Here is a 12,033-nt window from a genome sequence, read left to right on the forward strand (position 1 = left end):
AGAAAAGGGGAAGGCGGTCTGCCTTCCCCTTGTCCGTATCGCGCTCCGCGAAGGCTGTATCAGCCGGCCTTGCGGTGCGCGCGGGCTTCCTTTTTCAGACGCTTGAACGTATCCGGATCGGTTGCGCGCAGGTATTCGACGACTTCGACGTCTTCGCGACGGATCTTGCTGATGTCGATCTGCTCGACGTGCACCAGACGCAGCAGCGCTTGCACGGGCTTCGGCATGTTACGGCCGCTTTCGTAGCGGGAGCCGCCGCTTTGCGTCACGCCGAGGCGCGACCAGAATTGCGACTGGTTCATGCCCAGCTTCTTGCGGATTTCACGTGCGTCGATGGTATCGGTTGCTTTCATGCTCGTTGTCCTTGATGAGTTGAACATCGAAACTTCGGTGCCGGGATCCTTGAAAATCCGGTGCCTGGCTGCCTGCCGCTTCGCATAGCTGCTTACTCCCGTGCCTATAACTAAAGTCATAGACAAAACCCAGTATAAATGATCACAACGTCCTGCACCAAACAGCTTTGCATATGTTTGCAAGTCGCTTGGTATTGTCGTGGACATCGTTTTTCGCCAGACGTTTCGCGCAGACTTCCGGTGTCCTGAACGTGAAAAACCGACGCGCCATGTCGCCGCGGGCGGATCAGTTACAATCGCGGGTTTTCGTACAACGTCCCGGAAGTTCAGATGGCTCTCATCGTCCAGAAATACGGCGGCACCTCGGTCGGCAAGCCCGACCGCATCAAGAGCGTTGCCCGCCGGGTCGCCGGCTACGTCGCCCGCGGCCACAAGATGGTCATCGTAGTGTCGGCCATGAGCGGCGAAACCAACCGCCTCCTGGGCCTTGCCAAGGAGATTTCGCCGACGCCCGATCCGCGCGAGCTCGACGTGATCGCCTCCACCGGCGAGCAGGTCACCATCGGCCTGCTGTCGATGGCGCTGAAGGATCTCGGCCTGAAGGCGCGCAGCTATACCGGCGGCCAGGTGCGCATCCTGACCGACGACGCGCACACCAAGGCGCGCATCCTGTCGATCGACGAACACAATATCCGCCGCGACCTCGATGAAGGTCACGTCGTCGTCGTTGCCGGCTTCCAGGGCGTGGACGAGAAGGGCAACATCACGACTCTCGGCCGCGGCGGTTCCGACACTACCGGCGTCGCGCTGGCCGCCGCGCTCAGCGCCGACGAGTGCCAGATCTACACCGACGTCGATGGTGTGTACACCACCGACCCGCGCATCGTGCCGGAAGCCCGCCGCCTCGACCGCATCACCTTCGAGGAAATGCTCGAGATGGCGAGCCTGGGCTCGAAGGTGCTGCAGATCCGCTCGGTCGAGTTCGCAGGCAAGTACAAGGTCAAGCTGCGCGTGCTGTCCAGTTTCGAGGACGAGGGTCACGAAGGCCCGGGCACGCTGATTACTGTCGAGGAAGACGTCAACATGGAACAACCCATCATCTCCGGCATCGCCTTCAACCGCGACGAAGCCAAACTGACCGTGCTCGGCGTGCCGGATCGTCCGGGCATCGCCTACCAGATTCTGGGACCGATTGCCGACGCCAACATCGACGTCGACATGATCATCCAGAACGTCGGCCACGACGGCTCGACCGATTTCTCGTTCACGGTGAATCGCGGCGAGTTCGCGCGGGCGATGGAAATCCTCGAAAGCGTTCGCCAGCACATCGGTGCGCGAGAGATCAAGGGCGACAACAGAATCTGCAAGGTGTCGGCGGTCGGTGTCGGCATGCGCTCGCACCCGGGTGTGGCAAGCAAGATGTTCCGCACGCTGGCGGAAGAGGGCATCAACATCCAGATGATTTCGACGTCCGAAATCAAGGTGTCGGTGGTGCTCGACGAGAAGTACCTCGAACTCGCCGTGCGCGTTCTGCACCGCGCGTTCGAACTCGATCAGCCGGCGCAGTAATCAGCCGGAATAAATCGCGCGCGGGTTTGACCGGAGCGGGGCTTACCGGTATGATTCGCGCGCTTTTGCAGTACCGGAGAGGTGGCCGAGAGGTCGAAGGCACTCCCCTGCTAAGGGAGCATACGGGCCAAAACCTGTATCGAGGGTTCGAATCCCTCCCTCTCCGCCAAGCAACCATTGCTTCATGAAATGGTTGCAGTATTGAAAAGATGTGCTATAGTTCTGCCTCTCTGCAGCGCGCCCGTAGCTCAGCTGGATAGAGTACTTGGCTACGAACCAAGGGGTCGGGCGTTCGAATCGCTCCGGGCGCGCCACTTTACCGCAGGGAAACAAAGAGATAGGCCAGTCATCTGACTGGCCTTTTTCTTTTCCGGCTTCCGGGGACAGGCCGGGGACAGAATGCCCGAGCACGTCAGCCCGTTTCGTTCCAGTCAGCAGGGCAGATCGGGCAGGGGTTTAGACCCCTGAAAAGTCTGGCGCTAGATTTTCGAAGCCGTCATGCGCACCGTATCGCCGCACCCCCAGGAGGACCCGCCGCACTCAGGCGAACGTCGGACCGGACCAACCAAGTCCAGGCGTCCGGCGTGGCTCGCGTTTCTGTGCGATGTCTCCACCCGTATCGGAGAACGTGCAGGAAGGACCCGTAGGGCTGACGAAGGCTTCCACCAAGGAAGGCCGGGCAGGGCGCCGAAGGTCCGCAGCGAGAATGATTCAGGGGGCGCATGCGCCGCCGCACACGCGTCGATTGACTGTGCGGCCTCGCGCAGTCCTTACGCGATGAGTGATCGCACCGTCTGGGCGCCTTCAGTTCGAACCCCCAGGGGGTATATCAGCCCGCCATAAAAATGCGCCTTGGCGTTCGGTCTGGCGGTGCGCCACTTCCGACTTTTAACCACCCCCTGTCGGGCATCTGGCTACGCTAAAACGGCGTGTAGACAGGGATTGCTGCGGTGCAGCTTCTGAAAATACTTACTATCAGCAACGCCCAAAACAGGCCGAAGCGCGGTAACTCGTTGACTTCGTTCACCTTTCCGAACGACAGCGGTTTTCACACTGAGAACGCTTCCGGCACCGTTTCACAGGATGAAACTTTCCGGGGTGCGATAAGGCTACTTATGCCGCCTTTCCATCGTCGCGCGCACCTCGTCCGCAGCGATCCGTTCGGCCTGTTCGCGGGGTTGCCCGCCGTCGTATTCGACCACGGCCGCGCGTTCCTCGAACTGCTCACGCACATCCACCCAATCCAGCCGGTCGCCGTATCGCTCCCGCAGATCGCGCACCAGGTCCGCCAGCACATCGCCGAGCGCGCCGATGATGCGCCCGCCGTTGTTCGCGTGATCGGTCAAGCGGTAGTCGAGAACAGGGCGGCGGGTCGCGGTTCTGTTCGCTGGCGCAAGGGCACACAGACCACCACCCCCCGACTTTTTTTCCGGTGCGCTCGATGCGTTTCCCTTTGGCTCTTCAAAAGTGGCGGTTACAGCGGTTACGCGGGTACAGATTTCTTCAATTACTTTTGAATCAATGGCTTGCGGGTCTGTTTCTGTAACCGCTTTCTGTAACCTGTAACCGCTTCGGGTGCGGTTACAGCCGCTTTCAGCCGCTTCAACCGGGGCCGCATCGCTGCTGGCCAGCATCGCCGACCAATCAAGCTTCATCGTCGCCACCCCCGAGCACGTCCGCCGTGATGCAGTAGAAGCGGATCGGCTTGGATGCACCCGGCTCGCGTGCCTGGACGGTCATGTGTCCGTCGCCACGCTTGAGCATGCCGTGATCATGCAGCACCTTCGCAACCTGCTTCGGATCGAACCCGCTGCAGACTTCGCTCTTGAACACAGCCGGATAAACCAGGTACTCGATAACCTGATCCGCTTCCTTCAGGTTCTCGGTTTCCTTCGTCGGGCGCCGCCAGCCCGCGCGGTTCATCGTGCGCGGTGCGTGGCTGTCGGAGATGGACGGCCGGCGCCAGTCCTCGAACCGCCCGACGCCGTGCGCCTGGAAGAACGCGGCGGCCTGCTCGATCATCTTTCGCGGCTCGCGGTTTTCCTCGCCGCCGAACGCCTGCAGCCAGTCCTTGAACATGCGCATCGCTGCCTGTGCCGCTGCGCCGGTCGGCCATCCCGTAATGCCCCAGGCGGTCGCCAACTCGCCCGCGAAGCCGACCGCCGCGAAGCGGGTTGCTGCCCGGATCGCCTGCCCGCCGGCGCGTTCGCTAAGTGCCGATTTCTCGAACTGCGCGCGCATGCGCTCGAACTCATCGGCCAGCTCGTCACGCTCATCCACGACGCGACGCACGAAAGCCGGCCAGGCGGTGCCGTAGTGCTTCGCTGCGTTGCGTTGTACCGCCTCGCTGAAGCGCGCGCCGTCGCTGTGGTCGTGCAGCGTGTCCCAGGCGCCGAAGCTGGCGCCGGCATCGGCCGGCAGTTCGCAGAAGCGCACTTCCTGCCCGGCATAGGCGCGTTCCTGATTCTCTTCAAGGAACTGCGTCAGGCCGATTTCGCCGTTCGACTGGAACAGCAGACTGAATTCCGCCGTCTCGCGCATGCCGCCCGCAGCCTGCCCGCGTCCCTTGCCTTGCCCGCTGGTGAGCATGTAGGCGGCCTGTGCCACGTCGCGCGGGTTGCCGGCCTGCTTCAGCTCGTCCAGCAACAGCGGCGCGTCGCAGTGGCCTGCGGCGGTGGCCTCGATGGCGTTTGCGGTCAGCAGCCAGGTACGGCGGTAGGACGGCGCACCGCACAGACTGGCCGCTGCATACAGCAGTGCTGACTTGCCCAGGCTGGAACCGCCCGCCCAATGGAAACCGCCCGCGATGTTCGGATGCAGCCACACAAGCGCCGCCGCGAAGCCGGCGGACAGTGCGAAGGTCAGCCGGCTATTGCCGACTGCCAGCGCTGCCACATGCTCGCGCCATAGCGCCAGCGTGCCGGCCGCCCGGAACTGCGCACCGCCGTTGCCTGGCGCGTCGTGCAGCCACAGTTCCGCACCGTCCGGCGCTATCGGTTCGGCGTCGCCGCCCAGCACGAAAGACCAGCGGCCGGCCTCGCCCACGTCCTTGTGCCAGCCTATGCGGCGGGTCAGGCGCGCCCGCGCTGTCGGTCGCTCGCGGTTCACGTACATCTTCAGCAACCCGCCGCGATTGTCGGCGATGAACAGCCCGCGCCCGCGCAGCATGCGCGCCAGCGCCAGCCCGTCGCCTTCCAGCAGCTCATCGGACACGATGACGCGCCGCTTGCGCCCGTCATGGTCGCGGAAGTCCGCAAGCCGGCTCCAACCGTCGCCGTTGCGGTCGCGCACCATGTGCGTGATGGTGAGCGGCGCGCAGACGAAAACCCGGTCGAAGTAGGGCATGCCGTCCTTGCCCTTCGGTGGCTGCCACTTCACGCGATACACGCCCGGCGCTTCGCCGTCCGTTTCCACCTCGAACCAGTCGCCAGCCGCGTTCGCCTGCGCTGGCCGCGCATCCTGTGCAGGCGTCTGCAAGACTGCGGCTTGTGTGTCGTCGATGGCCGGCGCCGGCTTGTTAGCGTTCGCCTGGACGAAGGATTGCCGCGCCTCTTCAAGCAGTCGCTGCACCGCTGCCATGCCTTCGCCGTCGCGCTCGCTGCACGCCAGGTCGTTGAAGTCGGTCCAGCCTTCGGGCCGATCCGCAGCGAACAGCGGCAGGCACAGCACGCCACCCGCTGCGGCCGCTGCGGCTTCCGCCTTGGTGCGACCGGGGTTGCCCTTGGTGGCGTGGTCATCGTCGGCGCAGACGATCAGCAGCGCGTCCGCATGCAGCGTGCGCAGCTCGCGCGCCACGGCTTCAAGGTTGCCGGCATCGAAGGCCACGGCAACCGGCCAGCCGGTCGCCTCGTGGATGGTTGCAGCGGTCGCGTAGCCTTCGGCGATGCATAGCGGGGCGTCTGCCGGGACCTCGCCCAGCAGGTGGAAGCAACCCGCCTTGCGGCCGTCCGGTAGATAGTCCTTGTCGCGATCCTCGATCCGCTCCGCATAGATGGCCTGCAGGCTGTGCAGCGTGCCTGATGCGCTGCGGATCGGCACCAGCAGCGCGCCAGGTGTGCGGATCTCTTCCCAGCGGCCGGCGCCGTCCTTCTGCCAGCGAGGCCATACGCCGACACGCAGGCCATGCGCTCGCACGCGCTTGCGGATCAGGTAGGGGTGGGTGTCGTCGGCAGGCTGTGCCGCGTTCCAGATCGCATGCGCCTTGCGCCGCGCCTTGTCGCGCCGCTTCCTCTCTTCCGCCGCTTCCTGCGCTGCCTTGGCCTGCGCCGCTCGCTCGCGTGCTGCCTGCTCTTCCGGCGTGAGCGGCGGCCGCGCTCCGGCGTCCCGCCAACCGTGCGCCTTGGCGTCGCGGTACAGCGTGCCGATGCGCACCTTTCCGCCCTCGCGCACGCTCTTCCAGATCGCTTTCGCGTCCTTCGCGCTGTAGCTCTCCGCGCGCTGAAACCACGCGTCCCACAGATCGAAGCCGGCCGCGCCCAGCTCGCTTTTCACGGCCATGGCGATGCGCACGCGGTAGTCGTGGCTGTCGGGTTCCAGGTACGACAGCGCATCGCGTATGCGGTCAGATTCGCGCACGGCCGGTCCTTCCGCTGCGCCGCTCACAGCGAGGCCGAATTGACGGCGACGGTAACCGCCGACACTTCGGCCGCCAGTTCGTCAATCGCCCGGCGCACGCCTGCAATGGCTTCGCCTGCGTTCAACTCTCGCAGGGTGTTGCACAGCATCACCAGGCCGTCGCGTGCCTCGTTGCGACGTTCCTGTGCTTCGCCCGCGATGGTGTCTAGCGACCGCACAACGCTTGCCAGCGACTGGCGCAACTGGTCGGCTGCTTCCAGCGATTCGCGTCCGCGTTCGCGCTCGTTGATCAGGCGCGCGACAGTGACCACAAGGAAAGGATTGCTCTCGGCTATGCCCTCGCCGAAGTAGTGATCCACTGCGGCGGCGGCGTTGTGGAACTGCAGCCCAAGCGCGTACATGAGGCGAGGATCGACGGCTGGGGCGTTCATCACTCACCCCCCTGTGCCAGCTCGTCGTCACCGCTGTCGCGCGCGGCAAGGAAGGCTTGCAAATCGCTCAGGCGGTAGCGGATCGACTTCCCGACGCGGGTGTATTTCAGCGGGTAGCGCTTGGTCGTTCGCCAGCACGCGAGCGTGCCCGGTTTGACCTTCAAGAAGGCGGCGGCCTGCTTGGCCGTCAGCAACTCGTCAGATGACGTAACGCTTTCTATCTGATGCATTTTCGAACCTCCGCGTAATACCTAGATTCACAGCGAATCATCGGCAGGCGGAGAGTCCGAAAGTCTGGGCTAGGACGTCGAGCTAGGACCGGGGCTAGGACGCACCTAGCGGGGTTGGACTTTTATTCGTCCGACCCTTTGTCAGCGGGGTTTCGGCAGCGAACCCTGTCCTTCGCAAGCTTCCAAGCCCTATCGAAAGTGGGTCCGGTGAAGCGAAACGGGTCGCCGCTCGCATGGTCCAGCAAGAAGCCTCGGATGCGGGACTTGTCCGCTTCCGAAACCACTTTTGGAAACTCCCATGCGTCGGCGAGCAAGCGAATCAGCGCGGCACGCCCTGTCGGATTCCTGAGGGAAACTTCTTCCGCATCTGTTTGCGCGTTGCCATCCTCATCTTCTTCGCTGATACAACGCTCGGCCGCGCGCCGCACCGTCAGAAAAGCCCGTTGCACGGATTCATAAGCGGCTTGCGTTTGTTGTGCGGGTGCGAGCGACGACGGCGTCAATTGATGAAACTCTTGAACGGCGGATCGCAGATCGGAAGGGATACTAAATTTCTTGCGTTCGCACCATTCGATTGCCGCCCCAGGTTGCACCTGCCAGGTGCCAAGGCGCATTAGTGCGCGATCTTCGAAGGCGCCTGAGGAAAGGGCGCGCGTCAGCGTGTCCTGGAAAGACAAATCAGGTTCGTACCATCCGCCCTGTTCAGGATCCCTCCGTTCCATTAGCGACACCAGCTCGTCCACAGTCCAATAGTCTTTCCGTGCCCAGTTTCGGCAAGCTAGTGCCCAATCGCTCCGCTCTTGCGCTTCCTTGTGCGCTCGCTGTTCCTCATCTGCTCGGCGCCTGACTGGCTCGTACTCTGCTTCAAGCTTGTCCATGGGCATCGCTCGCAGAGCATCAAAACGGCGCCAGAATTCCGGCTCCGCGGTCAGCCACATAGGGGGTATCTTCGTGTCGATGCTTTGCCCATCAAGGCCCATAACCTCGAATCGAGACAGCCAGCCGTGGCCAAACTGTGCCGACATCAAACACTCGATCAACATTTCACGCGGCCCGTATGCGCTGCTCACAGTCGCCTCCTCTCCGCCGGAAAGCATCCGGCGGAGTCTCGTAGTCCCGCCCGTTCTGGCGCGGTCATGCGCGCTGCCGCTCTTTCAGAGCGTATGCAAATGAACTGCGGTCAACCAAAGCTAGTGTGTCATCAAGACCATCGCGAAGCATTCGTATTAAGCGCAACACCCTGGAAAGCTCGTCCGAACCCTCCCAGCCAGGGTGCGTGCAGAGCAGAGCCCCTGCACCCTCAACCAGTGAAATTGCATCGTGCAACTGGTAGGTAACTTCGCCGACAAATGAAAAGTAATCGGGCCGGACCGGTTCTGCTGCCGTGTCCGTCGTGGTGTTACGCTCAATTTCAGCCATGGTTCGAACTCCTGTCGTTCGGGTTGTGGTCAGGGGCGTATCAGCGTTGCCGCGCTGGTGCGTCCCGCTCTCGTTGCCCGGCTTGCCGGCCGGGCAGGGTGCCGCGTGCTGCTGCTGCGGGTTCCTACGTTCAAGCGCCGATCCTCGCCACGGGCGCGCGGTCCTTCGCCCATTGCGACGCTGTCCACAGGTCACGCTGTGCCTGCAGGCGCAGCCAGTAACCGGGCGTTGTGCCCAAGGCTTCGGACAGGCGAATATCCATGTCTGCGGTCACGGCCGCGCGGCCGCTCAGAACGCGCGCCAGCATCACGGAACTGATACCCAGGTGCGCCGCGAAAGCGGGCGCCGTCATGTTCAGTTCCTCAAGCCAACCGGCCAGCAACTCGCCAGCCGGTGCGGGGTCATGCATGCTCAAGTGGCTCATGTGTGCATTCACGCGGCCTTGCGTGCCGGTGCCTTCTTCACCTTCAGTTCGACACGCATCCCGGCCTTGGCGAGCATGCTCACCAGCGCATCAAGGCTGAATTCGTTGATCCGTCCCTTCAGCACCATGTTCAGGCGGGGCTGCGTCACGCCGAAGAGGCGGGCGGCCTGCTGCTGAGTCTGGCCGCTGCTTTCGACGTGCTTCCGGATCGCGCGCATCAGTTCGGACCGCAGCACCAGGTGTTGCGCCTCTTCAGCATCGAAACCCAGATCGGCGAACACGTTGCCGCTGCTCTTCTCGATGGTTGTGTCAGGGGTGTTCATTTCGTTTTCCTCGTTGCCAGCAGATCGCGGTAACGGCGTTCCGCCAGGTCGATATCGGCCTTCGCCGTGCGTTGCGTCTTCTTCACGAAGGCGTGCAGCACATAGACCGCTTCTTCGAACTTCGCCACGTACACGACGCGGTAGGCGCTTTCCGTGCGGATGCGGATTTCCCGCACGCCCGCGCCGATACCCGTCATGGGCTTCCAGTCGCTCGGATCGTCGCCTTGCTGCACCGTCCACAACTGGTGCCCGGCCTCGCGCTTCGCATCGGGCGGAAATGCAGACATGGCCTTCAGGCTGTCGCCCATCCACAGAATCGGCTTCATCGTCAATTTATACGTTTTCCGATATAAGAGGCAAGGGCGGAATGCGCCCGATGGCCGGATGGAGCGGGCCGCGCGCCAGATTGCGCCGGGCAGCGGCGAACCGCTGAGGCTGTAACCGCTGTAACCGTTTCGATTTCTTCAAGCGGTTACAACACTGCACCGCTGAAAACCGCATGGATACTTGGTTTTCTTCTTCTGTAACCGATGTAACCGCTGTAACCGCCACGTTTCGCCCCTTCGGCTATTTCGCGCCGCGCGCCTTGCCGCGCGCGAGCGGCAGCACCTTGGCCGTTGCGTCGCGCCCGGCCGCGTCAAGCATGGCGCCAGTGGCCTGTTCGATAGCGGCGCGCACCGGGTCGCGGTCCAGCCGGGCATAAATCAGGGTCGCGCTCGGGTCCTTGTGGCCCAGGGTCTTGCCGATGATCGCCAGCGAGGCGCCGGTCTTGGCCTGCCAGCTTCCCAGGCTGCGGCGCAGGTCGTGAATGCGGAAGTCCTGCATCTGCGCGCGCTCCAGCAGCGCGGCCCATCGCTTCTTTGGGTTGCCCATGTGGCCGGCCTTGCTGCGCGCCGGAAACACGAAGCCGGCCGGCGTGGCCTCGGCAGGCTTGCGCCGCTGCAGGATCGCCAGCGCCTCGGGCACCAGGTCAATCAGCATGGGTTCGCCGTTCTTCGATGCCTCGCCGGGTACGCGCCATGCGGCATCCGGCAGACTCAGATCCTCCCAGCGCATCGCCATGACGTTGCCGCGTCTGGCACCAGTCATCAGCGACAGCACCACGAAGTCGCGGAAGTCCTGCGAATCGTCGCCGGCCAGTGCCTCGAAGAAGCGCGGCAGCTCGCCGGACTGGATGAAGCGGTCGCGCTTCACCTCTGCGAACGGCTCAATTCCTGCGGCCGGGTTCTCGCCCCGGTACTCGCCCAGGTCGGCCAGCTTGTTGAACATGGTGGACAGCAGCTCGACGACGCGGTTTGCCATGGTGCGCTTTCCGGTCGCACCAATCGCGGCATGCAGGCGGCGCACCTCCTGCGGCTTGATCGCGGACAGCTTGCGCGCCGACCAGTCGACCGAACCTTCCGGCTTTTTCCGCTCGCGCGCTCGCGGCTTGCGCGGCGCGTCCGGCAGCTTCGACAGCCACACTTCGAACGAGGCGCGCAGCGCATCGGCGGTGCGCCGGCCGTGCGGCCTCAGGTGCCTGGACACATACACGTCGAAGCCTTCGGCAAGCGTGAGTTCCGCGCGCTTCTCGCGGATCGCTGCGGCCGGGTTCTCGCCGCGCGCGACAGCGTGGTTCACCTCGCCGGCCTTGCGTCGTGCCTGCTCGATGGTGACCGATGGAAAGCGGCCGATGGTGACGCGTTCGGCCTTGCCGGCGTCGCGAATCCAGCGGCGCGCCATGAAGGTCTTGACGCCCGTCGGCGAGACGCGAACGCACAGTCCCGGAACCTTCGCATCGAAGTATTCGACGCGCTGGCCAGCGGCCGGCAGCGGCAGCTTTTCAAGTGCGTCCTTGGTGAAATTGATCGTGTTGCGCGCCATCGTCCCGACCCCTTGGTTTTCCGCACTGTAGCACCGGGGACAGGCGGGGGACAGAATCTCAGTGCATTTTCATACATTAAGATGTGCAAGCGTGAATGCATAAGTCGGACGGAAACGCCGATTTCAAGCCGTTTCGTGTGTCTCTATGCATCATCGTGAATGACCGTGAAAGCGCGGTCTGTTTGCCTACGAACCAAGGGGTCGGGCGTTCGAATCGCTCCGGGCGCGCCACTTTACCGCAGGGAAACAAAGAGATAGGCCAGTCGATTGACTGGCCTTTTTCTTTTGTTCTTCACTTCTCGGGCTGCATTCTGCGGCGACCGGCTTCCGTCCTGCATTCCTCACTTCGTCGTACGCGTACGACATGCGCGACATCGACCGTCGTGTATCCATTCGTCACATTCCGTCGGTGTTCTTTCGTGCGGTGCTGCGGAGTGACCTTGGTAATATGACAAAGTCGTTTCATGACTTCGTTCGGGGAGGAGAAGCGGGTGGTCATAAGAAAAAAGAGTGCGGAGTTCGGGGAGGAGCGGGTCACGCCGGTGGCCTGGTTGAAGGCGAAGCTCGGTGTGCCCGAGCATGCGACGTATCTTGGTTTCGGTGTGCAGAAGGAGGGTGGGGCGCTCTTTCTCGCCGTCTGTGATCCTGCGGCTGCACCCTCGGATTGGGGCTGGACGCCCTCAGTCGAGCAGGCACGGAAGTTCGTCGGCTGGCGCGAGGCGCTCGATGCATCGGAACGCTGCGCGGGCAGCGGCGTCGTGCTGTATTTCGACTACGGCGAGGAAATCTGGGTGTTTCCGGCGCGTTAGTCGGCCGGAGCGGCAGCGGTCCCGCCCGCGGGGCGGG

At 63.5% G+C, this 12,033-nt stretch carries 13 protein-coding genes and 2 tRNA genes; 4 read left to right on the top strand and 11 right to left on the bottom strand.

From position 1 onward, the window contains the following. Nucleotides 1-59: 59 nt before the first annotated feature. Nucleotides 60-353, bottom strand: a complete 294-nt coding sequence (locus WDZ97_RS03660) for a helix-turn-helix domain-containing protein (protein WP_019917961.1) — start codon at nt 351-353, stop codon at nt 60-62. Nucleotides 354-683: 330 nt separating this feature from the next. Here WDZ97_RS03660 and WDZ97_RS03665 point away from each other — a divergent pair, with 330 nt between their 5' ends. From WDZ97_RS03665 to WDZ97_RS03675, 3 genes are all read left to right on the top strand, one after another. Further along, the gene (locus WDZ97_RS03665; protein WP_425761817.1) at nt 684-1,922 is read left to right on the top strand and encodes an aspartate kinase; all 1,239 of its coding nucleotides are present in this window, start codon (nt 684-686) and stop codon (nt 1,920-1,922) included. Between the two features lie 75 nt (nt 1,923-1,997). After that, a tRNA-Ser gene (locus WDZ97_RS03670) sits at nt 1,998-2,091 on the top strand. A 68-nt stretch (nt 2,092-2,159) separates the two neighbouring features. Continuing rightward, nucleotides 2,160-2,236, top strand: a tRNA-Arg gene (locus tag WDZ97_RS03675). A gap of 795 nt (nt 2,237-3,031) precedes the next feature. Here WDZ97_RS03675 and WDZ97_RS03680 read toward each other — a convergent pair. From WDZ97_RS03680 to WDZ97_RS03725, 10 genes are all read right to left on the bottom strand, one after another. Further along, the gene (locus WDZ97_RS03680; protein WP_425761818.1) at nt 3,032-3,577 is read right to left on the bottom strand and encodes a hypothetical protein; all 546 of its coding nucleotides are present in this window, start codon (nt 3,575-3,577) and stop codon (nt 3,032-3,034) included. Then, complete coding sequence (locus WDZ97_RS03685; RefSeq protein ID WP_425761819.1) at nt 3,567-6,497, bottom strand: DUF927 domain-containing protein; 2,931 nt, start codon at nt 6,495-6,497, stop codon at nt 3,567-3,569. Before WDZ97_RS03685 ends, WDZ97_RS03680 begins: the two co-directional genes overlap by 11 nt. A gap of 23 nt (nt 6,498-6,520) precedes the next feature. Then, nucleotides 6,521-6,928, bottom strand: a complete 408-nt coding sequence (locus WDZ97_RS03690) for a hypothetical protein (RefSeq protein ID WP_425761820.1) — start codon at nt 6,926-6,928, stop codon at nt 6,521-6,523. Beyond that, a complete protein-coding gene (locus WDZ97_RS03695) occupies nt 6,928-7,158 on the bottom strand; it encodes a helix-turn-helix domain-containing protein (RefSeq protein WP_425761821.1) in 231 nt (76 codons plus the stop codon). Before WDZ97_RS03695 ends, WDZ97_RS03690 begins: the two co-directional genes overlap by 1 nt. 122 nt (nt 7,159-7,280) lie before the next feature. Next, nucleotides 7,281-8,228, bottom strand: coding sequence for a hypothetical protein (locus tag WDZ97_RS03700; protein ID WP_425761822.1), 948 nt, complete (start codon nt 8,226-8,228; stop codon nt 7,281-7,283). Nucleotides 8,229-8,292: 64 nt separating this feature from the next. Then, nucleotides 8,293-8,577: a hypothetical protein gene (locus WDZ97_RS03705; protein WP_425761823.1), complete on the bottom strand. Its 285-nt coding sequence runs from the start codon at nt 8,575-8,577 to the stop codon at nt 8,293-8,295. A gap of 130 nt (nt 8,578-8,707) precedes the next feature. Beyond that, entirely contained in the window at nt 8,708-9,001 is a 294-nt protein-coding gene (locus WDZ97_RS03710) for a HigA family addiction module antitoxin (RefSeq protein WP_425761824.1), read from the bottom strand. An 8-nt stretch (nt 9,002-9,009) separates the two neighbouring features. Continuing rightward, nucleotides 9,010-9,324 (bottom strand): helix-turn-helix domain-containing protein, encoded by a 315-nt coding sequence (locus WDZ97_RS03715; RefSeq protein ID WP_425761825.1) that lies wholly within the window; start codon nt 9,322-9,324, stop codon nt 9,010-9,012. Further along, nucleotides 9,321-9,650, bottom strand: coding sequence for a type II toxin-antitoxin system RelE/ParE family toxin (locus tag WDZ97_RS03720; RefSeq protein ID WP_425761826.1), 330 nt, complete (start codon nt 9,648-9,650; stop codon nt 9,321-9,323). Before WDZ97_RS03720 ends, WDZ97_RS03715 begins: the two co-directional genes overlap by 4 nt. Nucleotides 9,651-9,891: 241 nt before the next feature. Then, the gene (locus WDZ97_RS03725; RefSeq protein WP_425761827.1) at nt 9,892-11,187 is read right to left on the bottom strand and encodes a tyrosine-type recombinase/integrase; all 1,296 of its coding nucleotides are present in this window, start codon (nt 11,185-11,187) and stop codon (nt 9,892-9,894) included. Nucleotides 11,188-11,651: 464 nt separating this feature from the next. Here WDZ97_RS03725 and WDZ97_RS03730 point away from each other — a divergent pair, with 464 nt between their 5' ends. Beyond that, nucleotides 11,652-11,996: a hypothetical protein gene (locus tag WDZ97_RS03730; RefSeq protein ID WP_425761828.1), complete on the top strand. Its 345-nt coding sequence runs from the start codon at nt 11,652-11,654 to the stop codon at nt 11,994-11,996. The last annotated feature ends 37 nt before the right edge of the window (nt 11,997-12,033 follow it).

This window comes from Methyloversatilis sp. MC4-4, assembly GCF_049843555.1.
In the GTDB taxonomy this organism is placed as follows: domain Bacteria; phylum Pseudomonadota; class Gammaproteobacteria; order Burkholderiales; family Rhodocyclaceae; genus Methyloversatilis; species Methyloversatilis discipulorum_B.

What these genes read in the sequence shown, in the direction of transcription:
- WDZ97_RS03660 (WP_019917961.1), bottom strand. Translation starts at nt 353, where the DNA reads ATGAAAGCAACCGATACCATCGACGCACGTGAAATCCGCAAGAAGCTG.
- WDZ97_RS03665 (WP_425761817.1), top strand. Translation starts at nt 684, where the DNA reads ATGGCTCTCATCGTCCAGAAATACGGCGGCACCTCGGTCGGCAAGCCC.
- WDZ97_RS03680 (WP_425761818.1), bottom strand. Translation starts at nt 3,577, where the DNA reads ATGAAGCTTGATTGGTCGGCGATGCTGGCCAGCAGCGATGCGGCCCCG.
- WDZ97_RS03690 (WP_425761820.1), bottom strand. Translation starts at nt 6,928, where the DNA reads ATGAACGCCCCAGCCGTCGATCCTCGCCTCATGTACGCGCTTGGGCTG.
- WDZ97_RS03695 (WP_425761821.1), bottom strand. Translation starts at nt 7,158, where the DNA reads ATGCATCAGATAGAAAGCGTTACGTCATCTGACGAGTTGCTGACGGCC.
- WDZ97_RS03705 (WP_425761823.1), bottom strand. Translation starts at nt 8,577, where the DNA reads ATGGCTGAAATTGAGCGTAACACCACGACGGACACGGCAGCAGAACCG.
- WDZ97_RS03710 (WP_425761824.1), bottom strand. Translation starts at nt 9,001, where the DNA reads ATGAGCCACTTGAGCATGCATGACCCCGCACCGGCTGGCGAGTTGCTG.
- WDZ97_RS03715 (WP_425761825.1), bottom strand. Translation starts at nt 9,324, where the DNA reads ATGAACACCCCTGACACAACCATCGAGAAGAGCAGCGGCAACGTGTTC.
- WDZ97_RS03720 (WP_425761826.1), bottom strand. Translation starts at nt 9,650, where the DNA reads ATGAAGCCGATTCTGTGGATGGGCGACAGCCTGAAGGCCATGTCTGCA.
- WDZ97_RS03725 (WP_425761827.1), bottom strand. Translation starts at nt 11,187, where the DNA reads ATGGCGCGCAACACGATCAATTTCACCAAGGACGCACTTGAAAAGCTG.
- WDZ97_RS03730 (WP_425761828.1), top strand. Translation starts at nt 11,652, where the DNA reads ATGACTTCGTTCGGGGAGGAGAAGCGGGTGGTCATAAGAAAAAAGAGT.